Annotated in this window: 17 protein-coding genes; 6 read left to right on the top strand and 11 right to left on the bottom strand. The window is 72.5% G+C overall.

Annotated features, from left to right (window positions below; translation table 11 throughout):
• Positions 1-79: 79 nt before the first annotated feature.
• Positions 80-1,636, bottom strand: a complete 1,557-nt coding sequence (locus tag DEP02_RS29290) for a hypothetical protein (protein ID WP_438947810.1) — start codon at positions 1,634-1,636, stop codon at positions 80-82.
• Positions 1,637-1,777: 141 nt separating this feature from the next.
• On the opposite strand from DEP02_RS29290, the gene DEP02_RS29285 reads away from it, so the two are divergent.
• Entirely contained in the window at positions 1,778-2,260 is a 483-nt protein-coding gene (locus tag DEP02_RS29285; RefSeq protein WP_112470688.1) for an MSMEG_6728 family protein, read from the top strand.
• 67 nt (positions 2,261-2,327) lie between these two features.
• Here DEP02_RS29285 and DEP02_RS29280 read toward each other — a convergent pair whose 3' ends face one another.
• Positions 2,328-3,128: an SDR family NAD(P)-dependent oxidoreductase gene (locus DEP02_RS29280; protein WP_112470687.1), complete on the bottom strand. Its 801-nt coding sequence runs from the start codon at positions 3,126-3,128 to the stop codon at positions 2,328-2,330.
• 149 nt (positions 3,129-3,277) lie between these two features.
• Here DEP02_RS29280 and DEP02_RS29275 point away from each other — a divergent pair, with 149 nt between their 5' ends.
• Positions 3,278-4,285 (top strand): YihY/virulence factor BrkB family protein, encoded by a 1,008-nt coding sequence (locus DEP02_RS29275; protein ID WP_112470691.1) that lies wholly within the window; start codon positions 3,278-3,280, stop codon positions 4,283-4,285.
• Positions 4,286-4,322: 37 nt separating this feature from the next.
• On the opposite strand, the gene DEP02_RS29270 is transcribed toward DEP02_RS29275, so the two are convergent.
• The 3 genes from DEP02_RS29270 to fdxA form a co-directional block, all read right to left on the bottom strand.
• Entirely contained in the window at positions 4,323-5,627 is a 1,305-nt protein-coding gene (locus DEP02_RS29270; protein ID WP_112470686.1) for a PP2C family protein-serine/threonine phosphatase, read from the bottom strand.
• Between the two features lie 153 nt (positions 5,628-5,780).
• Positions 5,781-6,116: a cupin domain-containing protein gene (locus tag DEP02_RS29265; RefSeq protein WP_112470685.1), complete on the bottom strand. Its 336-nt coding sequence runs from the start codon at positions 6,114-6,116 to the stop codon at positions 5,781-5,783.
• 110 nt (positions 6,117-6,226) lie between these two features.
• Positions 6,227-6,553, bottom strand: a complete 327-nt coding sequence (gene fdxA, locus DEP02_RS29260; protein WP_112470684.1) for a ferredoxin — start codon at positions 6,551-6,553, stop codon at positions 6,227-6,229.
• Positions 6,554-6,646: 93 nt separating this feature from the next.
• Between fdxA and DEP02_RS29255 the strand changes: the two genes are divergently transcribed.
• Positions 6,647-7,183 carry a hemerythrin domain-containing protein gene (locus tag DEP02_RS29255; protein ID WP_232839328.1) on the top strand — a complete coding sequence of 179 codons (537 nt, stop codon included), beginning with the start codon at positions 6,647-6,649 and terminating at the stop codon, positions 7,181-7,183.
• A 409-nt stretch (positions 7,184-7,592) separates the two neighbouring features.
• Positions 7,593-8,612 carry a sigma-70 family RNA polymerase sigma factor gene (locus tag DEP02_RS29250; RefSeq protein ID WP_112470683.1) on the top strand — a complete coding sequence of 340 codons (1,020 nt, stop codon included), beginning with the start codon at positions 7,593-7,595 and terminating at the stop codon, positions 8,610-8,612.
• An 82-nt stretch (positions 8,613-8,694) separates the two neighbouring features.
• On the opposite strand, the gene DEP02_RS29245 is transcribed toward DEP02_RS29250, so the two are convergent.
• The gene (locus DEP02_RS29245) at positions 8,695-8,865 is read right to left on the bottom strand and encodes a hydrophobic protein (protein ID WP_112470682.1); all 171 of its coding nucleotides are present in this window, start codon (positions 8,863-8,865) and stop codon (positions 8,695-8,697) included.
• Between the two features lie 132 nt (positions 8,866-8,997).
• On the opposite strand from DEP02_RS29245, the gene DEP02_RS29240 reads away from it, so the two are divergent.
• Positions 8,998-10,092, top strand: coding sequence for an NAD(+)/NADH kinase (locus DEP02_RS29240; RefSeq protein ID WP_112470681.1), 1,095 nt, complete (start codon positions 8,998-9,000; stop codon positions 10,090-10,092).
• Between the two features lie 11 nt (positions 10,093-10,103).
• Here DEP02_RS29240 and DEP02_RS35925 read toward each other — a convergent pair whose 3' ends face one another.
• Positions 10,104-10,847, bottom strand: coding sequence for a hypothetical protein (locus DEP02_RS35925; RefSeq protein WP_438947809.1), 744 nt, complete (start codon positions 10,845-10,847; stop codon positions 10,104-10,106).
• Positions 10,848-11,064: 217 nt separating this feature from the next.
• On the bottom strand, positions 11,065-12,429 hold the full coding sequence (locus DEP02_RS29230) for a glycoside hydrolase family 10 protein (RefSeq protein WP_112470680.1): 1,365 nt from the start codon (positions 12,427-12,429) through the stop codon (positions 11,065-11,067).
• A gap of 228 nt (positions 12,430-12,657) precedes the next feature.
• On the opposite strand from DEP02_RS29230, the gene DEP02_RS29225 reads away from it, so the two are divergent.
• Positions 12,658-13,974, top strand: a complete 1,317-nt coding sequence (locus DEP02_RS29225; RefSeq protein ID WP_232839327.1) for an extracellular catalytic domain type 1 short-chain-length polyhydroxyalkanoate depolymerase — start codon at positions 12,658-12,660, stop codon at positions 13,972-13,974.
• Between the two features lie 78 nt (positions 13,975-14,052).
• Here the strand turns inward: DEP02_RS29225 and DEP02_RS29220 are convergent, their stop codons facing one another.
• The 3 genes from DEP02_RS29220 to DEP02_RS29210 all read right to left on the bottom strand — a co-directional run bounded on the left by DEP02_RS29220 (position 14,053) and on the right by DEP02_RS29210 (position 16,989).
• Positions 14,053-14,529, bottom strand: a complete 477-nt coding sequence (locus DEP02_RS29220) for an SRPBCC family protein (RefSeq protein ID WP_112470679.1) — start codon at positions 14,527-14,529, stop codon at positions 14,053-14,055.
• Between the two features lie 112 nt (positions 14,530-14,641).
• On the bottom strand, positions 14,642-15,685 hold the full coding sequence (gene mgrA, locus DEP02_RS29215; protein WP_112470678.1) for an L-glyceraldehyde 3-phosphate reductase: 1,044 nt from the start codon (positions 15,683-15,685) through the stop codon (positions 14,642-14,644).
• Between the two features lie 176 nt (positions 15,686-15,861).
• Positions 15,862-16,989 carry a PP2C family protein-serine/threonine phosphatase gene (locus DEP02_RS29210; protein WP_112470689.1) on the bottom strand — a complete coding sequence of 376 codons (1,128 nt, stop codon included), beginning with the start codon at positions 16,987-16,989 and terminating at the stop codon, positions 15,862-15,864.
• Between the last annotated feature and the right edge of the window lie 185 nt (positions 16,990-17,174).

Genomic DNA, 17,174 nt, shown 5'->3' with positions numbered 1-17,174 from the left:
ATGATCCGGGTGATCGGATCCCAGGACATGTCCACGATCTGCGCGGGCCTGCGCCCCGCCGCACGAGCCTCGGTAGTCGTCATTTTGCTTGTTGTCCCTCGCTGTTGATGGTCTGTGGGTGATCTGCCGCGACCGGGGGCCCCAGCGGTTCGAGTTCGTCGGGCCGGAAGTAGCGGAAGCGGCCGTACCAGGTGTGCAGTTCGGCCGCGGGGTCGTCGTCGAGGGTGACGGCGAGGTGCACACTGCCGTCCACGTCGTGGAAGACCGCGGCGACCCGAGCGGTGCGCCCGGCCAGGAACATGTCCTGGGCGTCGGTGCCCCGGCTCCGCGGGCGCAGCCGGACGCGGCTGCCGCTCCGCACGCACACGCCGTCCACGAGCACCGGGTCGGTGGTGGGGGAGAGACCGTCGTCACCGCCCTCCTGCCACCAGGCGGGCCGCTCGGCCGCGAGGCCGCCGACGGCGGCAGGAGCGCCGGGACCGGGGGAGGGGGCGGCCGGCGTGGCGGGAGTCAGTGACCGGATGACGCCGTGCAGCCGGGAGAAGACCTCCGGCGGCATGGTGTCCACCCGGTCGAGGATCTCGGCGGCGCGCGGGTCGGTGGCGCGTGCCTCGCGCTTCTCCTCGTCGGTCAGGAGCATCGTACGCAGCGTCAGGATCTCGTCGATCTCCCCGGCGTCGTACAGATCGCCGGGGCTCTCGGGCGCGATCTGGGGGTGGTCGGGAAGGATGATCGGCGCGGAGAGCAGCAGGGGCGCGGTGTTGCCGTCCCGCCCGGTGGGCGGTTCACCACCGAGGACGGGGAAGGCGAACGCGTTGCGGCAGCCCTGGACGTGCTCCAGCAGGTCGGCGGGCGGGTCGGTCGGCGAGACGAACGCCACGCCCGCGCCGCCGATGAGGGTGTGGGTGGCGATGAGCGCGTGGCGCAGGGCCTCGTCACGCACGGCGTACGGGTCCGCCGCCCGCCCCGTGTTCTCGGTGCGCACGCGGAGCCGGACCAGGCCGTCGTCAAGGAGTTCGGCCGTGAGCGTGGTGCTCGCCCGGACCTCCTCGCACCGCCGTACGATCCGCCCGACGCCCTCGGGCAGCGGCTCGCTCTCCTCGCCGGCCGCCGCCCCCACCGGGACTGTGCGCTCCCGCCGCAGCAGATCGCCGAGCGGCACGACGAGGTCCGTCTCGCGCGGTACCGCCTCGTCGAACGTCAGGTGCGTCGTACCGTCACCGGTCCGCAGCGTCTCGACGGCGCGGTGCCGGCCGTCCCGGCCGGTCTCCTCCACCTGTTTGTGCTGCATCTGCAGGTAGCGCACCCGCACCCGCAGGACGGCGTCCGAGCCGCCGGTCCGCAGCAGGCACTCGGTCTGCTGGTACCAGGAGTCGGCGGAGCCGGCGACACCGACCGTGACGGGGCCGTCGCGCTCCACCCAGTTCCGCGGCAGCAGCACGCCGAACTGCCAGCGGACCCGGTTCTTGGGGGACGAGCGGCGGTACGGGTAGAGCAGGTAGCCCTCGTAGAGGACGGCGTCGGCCACCGCGCTCAACTGCTCGAAGGACGGCCCGCCCGGGCCGTCGGGCACGGCACCGTCGTCCACGGCGGCGCCACCGCCGCACACGGCACCCTCGACCACAGCATCCGGCACGCGGCGCCTCCTTTCGATTCGCGGGTGCGCCATTCCTTCCACCACGGACACACCGCTCACGCGCCCCCGGCCCCCTCCGGCCCAGTGCCGTTGGGCCGTCCGGGGAACCCGGAAGGCGACGGAACGCACCACGGAGGCGCCATGCAGACGTTCCTGCCGTACCCCGGTTTCACCGAGTCCGCGCGCGTGCTGGACCGCCGACGGCTGGGCAAACAGCGGGTCGAGGCGGTGCAGGTGCTGCGCGGCCTGACGGTGCCCGGCTACGCCTGGCGCCGGCATCCGGCCGTACGCATGTGGGCCGGCTACGAGGAGGCGCTGGTGCGGTACGGGCTGGACGTCTGCCGGGTCTGGCGGGAGTACGGCCATCAGGACAGCTGCGCGGCCACGCTCGTCGCCGATCTCGCCGCGGCCCGTCCCGGCACGGCGGTGCGCGGACAGGCCGAGCTGGCGGCCGCCGGCGAGCTGCCGCCCTGGCTCGGCGACGAGGCCCTGCACCGCAGCCACCGCTCGGCACTGGTGCGCAAGGACCCGGACCGGTACGCCGCGCTGTTCCCCGGGGTGCCGGACGACCTGCCGTACGTCTGGCCCTCCTCCGACCGCGAGCAGCCCCTGAGCAACTCCTGAGCAGGACCAGGGGCCGGGCCAGGAGTCGGACCCGTCCGCCGACGGGGTGACCGGCCGGGCCCGCGGTCTACGGCTGTCCGCTGTCGTCGCCCGTGCCCGGCTCCGCCATCCTGCGGTGGGCGGCGGCCTTGGCACGGTCGGGCAGCACCTTGCCGGCCATCCCCTGCGCCTTGGTCCTCAGCGAGCCGGTGACCGCTTTCTTGCGGCCCTTCATCACCGCGTCGAACGCCTGCGCGGCGACCTGGGCGGGGTCGTCCTTCTCACCGCTGCCGACCTTGGTGTCGCCCATGCCGGCGCGCCGGAAGAAGTCCGTGTCGGTCGGCCCCGGCATGAACGCGGTGACCGCCACGCCGGTGTCCTTCACCTCGTTCTGCAGGGCCTCGGCGAAGGACTGCACGAAGGACTTCGAGGCGTTGTAGACCGCCTGGAAGGGCCCCGGCATCATCGCGGCGACGGAGGAGGTGAACACCAGGTTCCCCTCGTCGCGCTCCACCATCTCCCGCAGCAGGGGCTTGGCGAGCCGGACCGTGGAGGCGACGTTCAGGCCGATGACGGAGAGGTCGTCGGCCAGGTCGGTGTCGACGAAGGCGCCGCCCTGGCCCACGCCGGCGTTCAGTGCGGCCACGTCCACGTGGAGCCCCGTGGTGCTGGCGACCAGGTGGTCCACGCCCGCCGGGTCCCTGAGGTCCGCGCGCACCGCCCGTACCTCGGCGCCCGTCTCCCGCAGGTGCTGCGCCGCCTCGTCGAGACGCTCGTCCTCGGCGTTGATCAGCAGGTCGTAGCCGTGCTCGGCGAACTGCTTGGCGAGTTCGTATCCGATTCCGCTCGAGGCCCCGGTCACCAGGGCGAGCGGCCTGTTGTCGTCCATGGGGACGGAGTAACCGGGCGCACGGCCGCCAATCGTTCCTTCCGTGGTCCTCCGTGGCCGGACATTCGCATGGAATCGCCTGGCCAGGGCACTGGGGAGAGGTGGCGCCCGGCACGGACGGACCCACGGCCGACGGTGTGGGAGAGCGCATGGGAGTGCTGGCCCGGCTGGATGGTTATCAGCGACGGCACCGCTGGGCGGGCCTGCCGCTGGCCGTGGTGTACAAGTTCTACGACGACCAGGCCGCCTACCTGGCCGCGCTGCTGACGTACTACGGCTTCCTGTCCCTGTTCCCGCTGCTGCTCCTCCTCCTCGCGATCCTCGGCTTCGTCCTCCACGACAACCCCCACCTGCAGCAGCAGGTGCTCAAATCGGCCCTGAGCGAGTTCCCGGTGGTCGGCGACCAGATCGGCCACAACATCCACTCCTTCCACGGCAGCGGTGTCGCGGTCGCGGTGGGCGTGGCCGCCGGCCTCTACGGAGCGCTGGGCGTCGCACAGGCCGCCCAGTTCGCCCTGAACAAGGTCTTCGCCGTGCCGCGGCACGAGCGTCCCGACCCGCTGCGCTCGCGGCTGAAGGGGCTGAAGTTCCTGCTGGTGCTCGCGGTCGGCCTGGGCGTCACCACGGCGCTGTCCATCGCGGAATCGGCGGCCAGCCTGTTCGGCACCCGGCTGGCCGTCGGCGTCCGCGTCGCCGCCGTGGTCCTGGCGGTACTGCTGAACGCGACGCTGCTGCTCGTCAGTTACCGCCTGCTGACCCGGCGCAGACTGCCGCTGCGCCTGTTGTACGGCACGGCGCTCGGCGGTGCCTGCGCCTGGCAGGTGCTGCAGTGGGGCGGCTCGTACTACGTCGGCCATGTGCTGAGGGGCACCACGGCGACGTACGGCCTGTTCGGCATCGTGCTCGGCCTGCTGGCCTGGATCTACCTCGGCGCGCTGGTGTACCTCGTCACCGCGGAGATCGGAGCGGTGCGGTGCATGCGGCTGTGGCCGCGCAGCCTGCTGAGCCCGTTCACCGACCGTGTCCACCTCAGCCCCGGCGACCAGCGGGCCTACCGGTCCTACGCGGCCACGGAATCCTTCAAGGGCTTCGAGAAGATCACCGTCCACTTCGACCCGCCCCCGCACGCCGACCAGGACGGGCATCACGAGCAGTAGGGGCCGGGGCCGGCGGACGTCCGTGTCCTCAGGGTCCTCAGACCGGCAGGCGGGGCACGCGGAGGGCCAGCAGGGCGACGTCGTCGTCGTAGGCGTCCCGGCGGCCGACCAGCGCGTCGCACAGCAGGCCCAAGGGGGCGGTGGCCAGGGCGGCGGCATGGTCGGCCAGCTTCCGCAGGCCGACGTCGATGTCCTGGTCACGGCGTTCGATCAGACCGTCGGTGAACAGCAGCAGGGTGCTCCCCGGCGGGAGCGGGTGGGTGTGGTCGGGGCGGGGCAGGGCCGGATCGACACCGACCGGGATGCCGTGCGCCTCGGGAGCCAGGCAGTGCACGGTGCCGTCGGCGGTGACCAGCAGCGGCGGCGGGTGTCCGGCGTTGGTCCAGCACATGGCGTGCCCGGTGCCCGGCCGCTGTTCGATACGGGCCAGAAGCAGTGTGGCCGCCGGCGGATCGCCGAACGCGGTCAGTGCCCGGTCGAGCCGGTCCACGATCAGACTGGGCGGCCCGCACCGGTCGAAGGCCAGGACCCGCAGCATGTTGCGGATCTGCCCCATCTGCGGGGCCGCCTCCACGTCGTGGCCGGTCACGTCGCCGACGACGACCAGGACCGTTCCGTCGGGGAGGCTGACGGCGTCGTACCAGTCCCCGCCGAGCCGGGGAAGATCGGACGCGGGCTGGTAGCGGGCCTCCACCCTCAGGGGTGACAGGTCGGGCAGCACCGGCAGCAGACGGCGCTGGAACTGCTCGGCGGCCCGCTTCAGCTTCCCGTACAGGCGGGCGTTCTCGATGCTGACGCTCGCCGCGCTGGCCAGCGCGGTCAGCAGGGCCTCGTCGGCGTCGGTGAAGGGCGTTCCTTCCTTCTTGTCGGCCAGGTAGAGGTTGCCGTACACGACGTCGCGCACCGTCAGGGGGACTCCCAGCAGACTGGTCATGACCGGGTGGCCGGGCGGGAAGCCGACCGAGCGGGGGTCCGCGCGGATGTCGTCGACCCGCAGGGGCTTGCGCCGCGCGATCAGGTGGCCCAGCAGCCCGTGGCCCTGCGGGAGGCCGGACTCGGCCATCAGCCGCTCCGCGTCGACCCCGGTGGTGATCAGGTCGGTGAGCTCGCCCCCCTCCCCGAGCACGCCCAGGGCGCCGTAGCACGCGCCGATGAGGTCGGTGCCCGCCTCCACCAGGTGCCGCAGGACGGTGCGGGTGTCCATGTCGGCGCTGATGGCCACCACCGCCTGAAGCAGGCGGTGCAGCCGGCGCCGCTCCAGGGACAACTGCCGCACCTGGGCGCTGAGCTCCTCGAAGGCGTCGACGCCCGACGGCCGGCCGTTCTCCCCGAAGGCGGCCATACGCCCGGCGGTCTCCTGCGACTCAGGCCACCATGGATTGTCCGACATGGGGCACCTCCCGGCAGGGCCGACGCCCGGCCACCACCCGGGCCCCGGCAGGGCCACCCTACGCCGACCGGGGAACCGCGGCTTCCCCTGGCCCTGTCGCCCGTGTCAGGGCTTCTTGACGGCCGTGAGCAGGACCGCGGCGTCCTCGACGGCCTCCAGGCCGTGCCGGGCCTGAGGCACGATGAGCAGATCGCCCGCCATGCCCTCCCAGGAGGTGTCGCCGCTGTGCAGCCGCACCCGCCCGCGCAGCACCAGCACGGTCGCCTCTCCGGGGTTGTCGTGCTCGGCGAGAGCCGTGCCGGTGCGCAGGGTGAGGAGAGTCTGGCGCAGGGTGTGTTCATGGCCGCCGTAGACGGTCTCCGCGCTGCGGCCGGCCGAGGACTCCGCGGCCCGTTCGAGGTGTTCGCGCGCACGGGCGTCGAGAGAGATCTTCTGCGTCACTGTGACTCTTCCTCACCAGAAGTGCTGAGCAGGGCAGTTCCGTAGCGTACGCCGATGCGCCGCCCTCGGGTGCGTGCCGTCCGTCCGGGCCGCCGCGCCGTGCCCGGCGGTCACGTCCGCTGCCCCTGCGGCGGCAGGCCGGCGATCAGCGGATGGTCGCGCTCGATCAGTCCCAGCTTGGCCGCGCCGCCGGGGGAGCCGAGCTCGTCGAAGAACTCGACGTTCGCCCGCGTGTAGTCCTGCCACCCGGCCGGCACGTCCTCCTCGTAGAAGATCGCCTCCACCGGGCAGACCGGCTCGCACGCGCCGCAGTCCACGCATTCGTCCGGGTGGATGTAGAGGGACCTGCGCCCTTCGTAGATGCAGTCCACCGGGCACTCCTCGACGCAGGCCCTGTCCTTCACGTCCACACACGGCTGCGCGATCACATACGTCATGAGCGCCCACCTCCCGCGGGTCGGCACCGGGGCCGAGTGCCCCCTGTGCTATTTCTACGAATAGCACATGTAATAATAGGTAAAACATTGGGCGTGGCGACGCAGGAGAAGGGGAGAGCCGTGGCGCAGTCCTTCGAGGTCCACATCCGCGACACCACGACCGATCCGGCCGTCCGGGCCGAGGCCGCGATCCTGGCCGCGCACCGGCGGCTGCTCGCCGGGCTGCGGCCCAAGACGGCGCTGCTGACCGAACTCCGCCTGGGCCACGCCGCCCGCGAACAGGCACGAGCGGCCGTGACCGACTACTGCACCGGCGAGGTGCGCCGCCATCTGGCCGCGACCGACCAGGCGCTGTACGCGCCCGCCGCGGGCGCCGCCGAGACCCGACTGCTGATCAAGGCCCTGCGGGCCACCTCGTCCGCCGTCGACGCGCGGATCGACGCGCTCGCCTCGGCCGACGCCACGGCCGCCGTGGCGGCCGCCGCCCAGGACGTCACGGGCCTCCTCACGGTCCACCTCTCCGTCGAAGAGGCCGTGCTGCTGCCCGCGCTCGCCGCCCTGCCCGGCGCCGCCCTGCCGCTGCTCGCCGCGGACTTCGAGACCCTGCTGGAGGGCGGCCGGCTCGAATAGCCCGCCGTCGTCGACGTCGCCACCGTCCCGCACGGCAGGCGCCCCCCGCGCGTCTTCGCCCGCTGCGCCCGCCTCGCACCCGGCGAGGCCCTCACCCTCGTCGACGACCACGCCCCAAGCCGCTGCGGCGCGGGTGCGAAGCCGCCCATCCCGGCGCCTTCACCCGGGACCACCAGGAATCCGGGCCGAAGCGCCGGCAGGGACGCACCGGGCGGAAGGCCACCTCCGCCTGAACCGGGCCCGCGCTCGCACCGGTACGCGGCGCCCGGGTACCCGGGCCCGTGGAGGAACAGTCACGCGAGCGGCGGCCCGCGAAACACCTGAGCGCGGTGGCCGCCGAGAGGGGGTGAGCCCGCGGTCGCCCGGGTACCCGGGTCGCCCGGACGTGAGGACGATGAGGAGCGCAAGCATGGCTCCTGCGACACAGAGGACGGCAGCGCCCGCACGGGAGGGCCGCCGGCTGCCGGCCCGGAGCACCAGGCGGTACGACGCGGTTCCCGAACCCGACGGGGAACCGGACCTGTTGGGCCAGTACCTGCGCCAGATCGCGGCGACACCGCTGCTCGACGCGGCCGGCGAGGTGCGGCTGGCCCAGCGCATCGAGGCCGGCCTGCGCGCCGTGGAGGAACTGCGGCAGGCCGAGGAGGACGGCCGCGAGCTCCCGCCGGAGCGACGGCGGGAGCTGGAGGCCGCCGTGCGTGACGGCCAGGAGGCCAAGGACCACATGGTGCGGGCCAACCTCCGGCTCGTGGTGGCGATGGCCAAGCGCCACGCCCACCGCGGGCTGCCCCTGCTCGACGTCATCCAGGAGGGCAACCTGGGACTCATCCGGGCGGTGGAGAAGTTCGACCACACCAAGGGCTTCAAGTTCTCCACGTACGCCACCTGGTGGATCCGGCAGGCGATCGAGCGCGGCCTCGCCACGCACGCGCGTGCGGTGCGACTGCCGGTGCACGTCGTGGAACAGCTGCAGAAATTCGCCAAGGTCGAACGCAAGCTGCAACTCGGCCTCGGGCGGGAGGCGACCGTCGAGGAGGTCGCCCGGGACAGCGGCATCGCCGAGGACAAGGTGGTCTGGCTGCGCCGCGTCGGCCGGCAGGTGATCAGCCTGGACACCCCGGTGGACGACACCGGCGAGACGGTGGTGGGCGACCTCATCCCCGACAGCGAGGTGCTGCGGGCCCCCGAGGTCGCCGAGTACCAGGCGCTCGCGGAGGAGCTGCGGGAGGCCGTCGACACGCTCGAACCGCGCGAGGCCCTCATCCTCAGCCTGCGCTACGGCCTGCACGACGGACGGCAGCGCACCCTCCAGGAGGTCGCACGACACGTGGGCCTGACCCGTGAACGCGTCCGTCAGCTGGAGAAGGAGTCCCTGGCACGGCTGAGGGAACAGGAACCGGGCGAACGGCTCCTGGCGTGGGTGGGCTGACATCCGCACCCGGGCACAGGTGTGCGCCCGGCACGAGGGCCGGGCGCACACCTGCTCCTGCCGTGAACCGCACGAGCGGCTGTCACCAGCGGTACCAGCGGCCCCTTTGGCCGCCACTGCCCTCGGCCCGTACTACGAAGCCGAGCAGCCACACCACGAGCACGACCACCGCGATCCACCACAGCGCCTTCAGAGCGAACCCGGCGCCGAAGAGGATCAGGGCGAGCAGAAGAACGAGCAGCAAGGGAACCATAGTTATTAACCTCCGAACCACCGTCTGCCCCCCTTTCCCAGGAAAACGCCCTGCGGGCACCAGTGTTTCCATGCCCGAAGGAGGGGAACTCGGTTTTGTTCGCTTCGTCCGCGAGCCGACTCGGAGGCAGGGATGACGGTGCGTCGTATCGGCCTGGTCGTCCACGGCGGGCGCGGTGAGGCCGCGGCCGCCGGGAAGACGGTGCGCCAGTGGTGCGAGGAGCACGCCGTGAGCTGCGCGGACATCGACGTGTGGCGTGACGGAGGGCGGCGCAGCGCCGAGGAGGAGGTCGAGGCCGCGGGCGACCCCGATCTCATCGTCACCCTGGGCGGGGACGGGACCTTCCTGCGCGGCGCCCGGCTGGCCGCCGTGAACGACGCCCTCGTCCTGGGCGTCGACCTCGGCCGGGTCGGCTTCCTCACCGAGGTGCCGGTCACGGTCGTGCGCTCCGCGCTGGACGCCGTCGTCGAGGACCGCCTCACCGTGGAGAGCCGCATGCTGCTCACCCTGCGCGCCTCGCGCCGCCTGGAGGTGCCCGCCGGCATCGAGGAGCTGATGCGCTACGGCCGCCGCCCGATGCTGCCGCCGCCGCGGGTGCGCACCGACTGCGAGGCCGGCGGCGACTGGGGCATCGCCCTGCACGTCACCGCGCTGAACGACGTCGTACTGGAGAAACTGGCCCGGGACCGGCAGATCTCCGCCGGCGTCTACCTCGCGGGCCGGCTCCTGGCGTCCTACTCGGCCGACGCGCTGCTGGTCGCCACCCCGACCGGCTCGACGGCCTACAGCTTCGCCGCCGGCGGCCCGGTCGTCTCGCCCCGGGCGGACGCCCTCGTCTTCACCCCGGTCGCCCCGCACATGGCGTTCAACCGGTCGGTCGTGGCCGCGCCGGACGAACCCGTCGCCCTGCGCATCCTGGACCGCTCCGGCCAGGCCGCCGTCAGCATCGACGGCCAGCTGCGCGGGGTGCTCGACCCCGGCGACTGGATCGGCGTGTACGCCGCCCAGCGCCGGCTGCGGGCCGTCCGGCTGGGCCCGATGGACTTCTACGGCCGGCTGCGCGAGCGCATGAACCTCACCGACGCCCCGGCCGCGGTCGCCGACGGAACCCCCGCCCCGCTCTGGCCGGTGACCACCCCGCGGCCCGGGGACCTCGCCCATCTGGCGATGCCTACCCGCCCCGGCGCACCCCGGGGCGCGCCCGGGGCCGGCAGCCCACCCGAGTAGCGCCGCCCCCGTCAGGGGCGGGTCTCACCGGATCTCCTCCGAGGAAGTCCCGTCTTCAGGGCGGGGTGGGGGTACCGCCCGCTTGCGGGGGAGAGGCGGACCCCTGCGGGGCAGGGCGGGGAAGGACGGATCGCCGTCAGGGCGGTTCGTCGTCCGGCAGCCATGGCCTCCGGACGGGTGGTGGGTTCCGAATCGCCCGGCCGGCGAGAATCGAGTCGGCCGGGCCTGCCGCCGGGCCGGCGGGATGTCAGGTCTGTGGAGCCGGCGCAAGGCCGATGGCCGGTACACCAGTGCTCGCCGTTTGTTCGGGTCGGCTGCTGTCGATGAGGCAGAAAGCTCAACCCGTGAGGGGTGAAGCCCCCTGCTTCAGCCGGGGAGACGCCAAGCTCCGCTCCGTCCGCCGGGCCGGATCGGGCGTCGGGCGCGGCTTCACGGAAGGCGCTGAGCATCGCCGCGACCGTCTCGACGGCGACCAGCTCCTTGCCGCGGACGTCGCCGATGAGCAGGCGCACTCCGCGTGCCGTCGGCACCGTCTCGTACAGGTCGTCCCCGATCCGCGCCTCGGCGGCCGCGGACGGGTACAGGCTCTCCACGGAGACCTGCCCGAGGCGGCGGGGGACCGGCCGCAGCAGAACCCGCTGCGCGGTCTCCGCCACGGAGCGCACCGTGGCGAGGGTGCGCTCCCGGCGCGTCCGGTGCACCGCCAGGATGGTGCCGAGGATGCCGACCACGAAGGTGCACACGTAGCCGGCCACGTAATGGCGGTGCCACGGACAGCCCACCGGACGTCCCGCGCAGCACGGAGTACCGGCCGGAACGCCCTCGAACACGACGGCGAACACCGTGACGGCGGCGACGGTGGCCGGACCGTGCGCGAAGGCGGCGACCAGCGGAACGGCCGCCGACGGAGTTGTCGGATCTGCCGCCGGCCGGGCCGTCGCAGGAGGGACGGCCCGGCCGCCGCCCGGCTCGTCAGGACGCCGTGCAGGTTCCGACCGTCGGTGTGGTGTTGCTGCCGTTCTTCATGGCGGTGAAGCCGAAGCTGGTCGAGGCGCCCGCCGCGAGGCTGCCGTTGTAGGAGGCGGGGCGCACGGTCATGACGCTGCCGCTGCTGTCCCAGCTGGGGGTGCCGTTCCACAGTGTGGCGACCTTCTGCGGCGGGGTGAAGGTGAGCGTCACGGTCCAGCCGGTGATCGGGGCGGAGCCCGCCTTCACGGTGACCTCGCCGTTGTAACCGTCGTTCCAGTCCGCGGTCCGGGTGAAGGCGACCGTGCAGGTGGCCCCGGGGTTGCCGCCCCCGCCGTCGTCTCCGCCCCCGTCGTTCCCCGAGCCGCCGAGCGCGGCCAGGACGGCGTCGTACGCCGGCTTCTTGGCGTAGTTGGAGTCGAACAGCAGCGGAGTGCCGCTGCTGCGCCAGGAGTACTTGTCGGTGATCCCCCACACGGTGATGCCCGTGCAACGGCTCACCGCGAGGCAGGCCTTGACGACGTTGCCGTAGTTGGTGGCCTGGGCGCTGCCGGAGCCCTCGATGTCCAGCTCGGTGATCTGCACGTCCACGCCGAGGTCGGCGAAGCGCTGCAGGTTGGCCTGGTAGTCGGAGGGAACCGGGGAGGCGGGGTTGAAGTGGGACTGGAAGCCCACGCAGTCGATCGGCACACCACGGGACTTGAAGTCCTTGACCATGGCGTAGACCGCGTTGCTCTTCGCGTTGACGCCGTCGGTGTTGTAGTCGTTGTAGCAGAGCTTGGCGTTCGGGTCGGCCGCGCGGGCCGTGCGGAAGGCCTCCTCCATGAAGCCGCTGCCGAGCTTGTCCTGGAACGGGGAACTGCGCCGCGCGCCGCTGGAGCCGTCCTGGAACGCCTCGTTGACCACGTCCCAGGAGTGGATCTTGCCCTTGTAGTGCTGCATGACCTGGGTGATGTGGTTGTTCATCGCCGACCGCAGTTCGGTGGCGGAGAGCCCGGAGACCCAGGAGGGGAGCTGGGAGTGCCACACCAGCGTGTGCCCGCGGACCTTCATGCCCCGGCTCTGCGCGTGGCTGACGATCTGGTCGGCGGCGCCGAAGGTGAAGGTGTTGCGGGTGCCCTCGAGGGCGTCCCACTTCATCTCGTTCTCCGGCGTCACCTGGTTGAACTCGCGGTCGAGCGTGGCGGTGTAGGCCGACTCGCCGAGGTGGTTCGCCGCCACGGCGGCACCGAAGTAGCGGCCCTTTCCGGCCGCGGCGGAGCCCAGGGTGTCGGCGGCCGCGGCGTCGTGCGCCAGGGCCGTGACCGTGGTGGCGGCGAGCAGGGCGGACGCGAACGCCTGCGCCACCCGCCGCACTGAGGGCATGGACATGCCATCTCCGTTTCTGCGAAAGTTTCGGTTCCCGGACCGAATTTGACGCGCAGGTTACGAACAGAAGTGGCGTCGGTCAACGGTTGGCGCATGCCGACCGGGTGGATGGCTGAAGCTCGACTCCGGGCTGTACGGCAGGGAGTTGAGCGCCGTCCGGGCTGTTGACGCGACGGTGTGGCACCTCTAGCGTGACCCGACGCCTTCCCGAAACAGGAGCGAAACTTTCGGATGTCCAAGGACGGTGACATGATCCGCAGAAGACCCGGGTTCCGCCTGTTGCTGACGGCCCTGCTCACAGGCGTGGCTCCCCTCCTCGCGGCCCTGCTGCTGGCCGCGCCGGGCGCCCGCGCCGCCTCCCTGACGGAGGTGACCGGATTCGGCGCGAACCCCAGCAACCTGCGCATGTACGTGTACCGCCCGGACAGCGCCCCGGCCCGTCCCGCCGTGCTCGTGGCCGTGCACTACTGCACCGGCTCCGGGCCCGCCTTCCACTCGGGCACCGAGTTCGCCTCCCTGGCCGACCGGTACGGCTTCCTGGTCGTCTATCCCTCGGTCACGCGCGACGGCGGCTGCTTCGACGTGTCCTCGCCGCAGGCGCTCAGACGCGGCGGCGGCAGCGACCCGGTCGGCATCATGTCCATGGTCACCTACGCCCAGCAGCACTACGGGGCCGACCCGGCGCGCGTCTTCGTCACCGGCGCCTCCTCGGGCGCGATGATGACCAACGTCCTGCTCGGCGACTACCCCGACGTCTTCAAGGCCGGCGCCGCCTTCATGGGCGTACCGTTCGGCTGCTTCGCCACCACCGACGGCTCGAGCTGGAACAGCGCCTGCGCGAACGGCACCGTGACCAGGACCCCCCAGCAGTGGGGCGACCTGGTGCGCGCCGCCCACCCCGGCTACAGCGGCCCGCGCCCCCGGATGCAGCTGTGGCACGGCACCGAGGACACCATCCTGCGCCACCCCAACCTCGGCGAAGAGATCAAGCAGTGGACCGACGTCCTGGGAGTGAGCCAGGCCCCGGCGTTCACCGACCACCCGCAGTCCACCTGGACCCGCACGCGCTACGGCGGCACGGGCACCCAGGCGCCCGTCGAGGCCGTCAGCATCCAGGGCACCGGACACACCCTGCCCACCGCCGGCATGGCCGCCCGGGCCATCGCCTTCTTCGGCCTGGACACCACGACCACCCCGCCGCCGACCGACCCGCCGCCCCCCGCACCGGCGGGCGCCTGCCGGGTGACGTACACGACCAGCGCCTGGAACACCGGGCTCACCGCGTCGATCACGCTGACCAACACCGGCACCGCGCCGGTCGACGGATGGACGCTGGGCTTCACCCTGCCGGCCGGGCAGACCATCACCTCCGGCTGGAACGCGGCCTTCTCCCCGACGAGCGGCGCCGTCACCGCCCGCAACGTCGCCTACAACGCCACCCTGGGCCCCGGAGCCTCCACCACCCTCGGCTTCCAGGCCACCCACACCGGCAACACGGGCACACCCTCGTCGTTCACCCTCAACGGGACCGCCTGCCAGAGAGGCTGAACGGACGCGAGCGCCCCGGCGTCCCCGAAGCGTTCGTCGGGGCGGCCGGGGCGCGATGAGGGCCGGACGCGGCGGGACTCAGAGCGAGGGGCCGGTGTCCTCGGGCCGGATACGGCCCCGCCAGGCCCCGGTCTCGCCGCCGCGCTGCTCGATGTACTGCTTGAAGCGCTTCATGTCGCCCTTGACACGCCGGTCGACCATGCCCAGCATGTCGCCGGCCTTCTCCACGGCTCCGCTGGGCTCGACGTCCATGACGAGCTCCACCCGGGTGTGCGTGTCGTCCACGCGCTCGAAGCGGACCATGCCCTTCTGCCGGGTGTCACCGGTGGTGCTGCGCCAGGTGATGCGCTCGTCGGGCAGCTGGTCGACGATCTCGGTGTCGAACTCCCGCTTGACACCGCCGATCCTGGTGGTCCAGTGGTTGTGGCGGTCGTCGATCTGCCTGACCTCCTCGACCCCCTCCATGAAGTTGGGGAACTCCTCGAACTGCGTCCACTGGTTGTAGGCGGCGTGGAGGGGGACCTCGACTTCCACCGTTTCCCTGACCGTACTCATCTGCGCCTCCTGTCTCGCTGATCGGCCGCGGCGGGACGGTCGCCCCGCCGCGCATCCCGTCAGGTGGCGACGAGTACCCCGAGATGTCCGGTTGACGACCGGTGGGTGCGGGTCAGCCGAGTTCTCCGGTGCGCGCCGCCCGCCACAGGTCGACGCCGCCGTCGGCGGCGTACTTGTCGATCTCCGCCAGCTCCTCGGCGCTGAAGTCGGGGTTCTCCAGCGCGGCCACGTTCTGTTCCAGCTGCTCCACGCGGGAGGCGCCGATGACCAGGGAGGTGACGCGCCGGTCGCGCAGCGCCCAGGCGAGGGCCAGCTGGGCGAGGGTCTGCCCGCGGCGGGCCGCGATGTCGTTCAGGGCCCGCAGCCGCCGCAGCATCTCCTCGGACAGCCAGGCGGTGTCGAACGAGGTGCCCTGCGCGGCCCGCGAGTCCTCGGGGACGCCGTTCAGGTAGCGGTCGGTCAGCAGCCCCTGGGCCAGGGCGGTGAAGCCGATCACGCCGAAGCCCTCCTCCTCGGCGGTCTCCAGCAGCCCCTCGGTCTCGATCCAGCGGTTGACCATGCTGTACGACGGCTGGTGGATCAGCAGCGGGGTGCCCAGCTCGCGCAGGATGGCGGCGGCCTGCCGGGTGCGCTCGGCGTCGTAGGAGGAGATGCCGGCGTACAGGGCCTTGCCCTGGCGCACCGCGGTGTCCAGCGCGCCCATCGTCTCCTCCAGCGGCGTGCTCGCGTCCAGCCGGTGGGAGTAGAAGATGTCGACGTAGTCCAGGCCCATGCGCCTCAGCGACTGGTCGAGCGAGGCCAGCACGTACTTGCGGGAGCCGCCGCCCTGGCCGTAGGGGCCGGGCCACATGTCCCAGCCCGCCTTGGTGGAGATCACCATCTCGTCCCGGTACGGCGCGAGGTCCTGCTTCATCAGCCGACCGAAGTTGATCTCCGCCGAGCCGTAGGGCGGGCCGTAGTTGTTCGCCAGGTCGTGGTGGGTGATGCCGAGGTCGAAGGCGCGCAGGGCGATCTCGCGCTGGGTCTCGAACGGCCGGTTGTCGCCGAAGTTGTGCCAGTAGCCCAGGGACAGGACGGGCAGGTCGAGCCCCGAGCGGCCGGTGCGCCGGTAGCGCATGGTGCCGTCGTAACGCTCAGGATCCGCGACGTAGGTCATCAGGTGGTCTCCGGGTGGTGCGGTGGGGGCGTTCCCCCGGGCCGGGGGGACGCCCCCACCTTGCTCCCGAGTGATCCCGAAGTCCAACCGCCGTCTCCCGTCGGCCTCGGCACCGCTGTTTCCGCATCCGGCGGGACGGCCGGGTCCGCCCGCACCGCGCCCCGGACCCGCGGGGTTCAGGAAGGCGTCGACGAGCCGGTGTTCCTGACGGAGGAGCCGGACGGGGAGCCGCGGCCGAAGCGGTGGCCGGACGACGTGGGGGCGCGGCGGATCGCGATGAGGGCGACGTCGTCGTCGAGGCTCCCGCCGGTGTGGGCGAGCAGGTCGCGCTGGACGTGGTGGAGCAGGGCGTCCGGAGAGCTCCCGGCCCACTGGGGGATCCGCTCGGCCAGCGGATAGAAGACGCCGTCGCGATCGCGGGCCTCGACGGCACCGTCGGTGTAGAGCAGCAGGGTGTCGCCGTGGTCGAAGGGCAGCACGTCGACGGTGGAGCCGTCCGGGTCGGTCAGGCCGACCCCCAGCGGCGGGGCGGGAGTGAGGTCCGGCGCTGTGACCTCCTTGTCCGGGCCGAGCAGCAGCGGTGCCACATGGCCGCAGCTGGTCATCCGGATGACCGGGTCGTCGTCCGGTATCTCCAGCAGCAGCGCGGTGACGAAACGTTCACCCGCCTCCTCCTCCGGTTCGAAGTCGGCGAGGTAGCGGGTGATGCTCCGCTCCAGGGAGGCGGCCAGCGAGGGCAGGGCGGCATGATGGTGCGCTGCTTCGCGGAACGCGCCGAGCAGCAGGGCCGCCTCGCCGACGGCCGGCAGGCCCTTGCCGCGCACGTCCCCGATCATCACCCGGGCCCCGCTCTTGGTGCGGGCGGCGGCATACAGATCGCCGCCGATCGACGCCTCGTCCTCGGCGGCCAGATACAGACAGGAGAGCTGCAGGGAGCCCAGCCGGCTCGGCAGGGGCCACAGCAGCACCCGCTGAGCGGCCTCGGCCACCGACCGTACCTGTGCCAGCTCGCGCGTGCGACGGTCGCGGACCACGCACAGGGCCACGACCAGCAAGGAGAGCAGCGCGAGAGCGAGCATCTGCACGACCAGGTTCCGCGACGTCAGCTCGCCCAGCCGCCAGCCCGCGAACGCCTGGGCCGCCACCGTCGCCGCACCGATGGCCCCCGTCGTCCACGGCCCCGCGAACCACGCGGTGATCGCGGGTGCGATCACCAGCAGTGGACCGAGCTGGATATCGGTCGGCGCCACGATGTTGGACACGGTGATGACGACAATGAGGGCGACCGGGATCAGCAGCAGCATGTGGCCCGACTGCCCCGACTGCGTGCGGTCGACGAAACGACCCTGCCAGGAACTCACGCCTACCACAGTGCACCGGGACGGCAGGGCGTGCGAGCGCAGCCGCTCTGGTCCGTGACCTGCGAGAGCGCCCCGCCCGGCCCCGCGGAACCGGCCGGGCCGGGTGTGCGGGGCCGGCCGGGGCGCCG

Origin of the sequence: Streptomyces triticisoli (assembly GCF_003270085.1) — a bacterium.
Lineage (GTDB): Bacteria > Actinomycetota > Actinomycetes > Streptomycetales > Streptomycetaceae > Streptomyces > Streptomyces triticisoli.
This window is presented reverse-complemented; position numbering and strand designations above follow the sequence as displayed.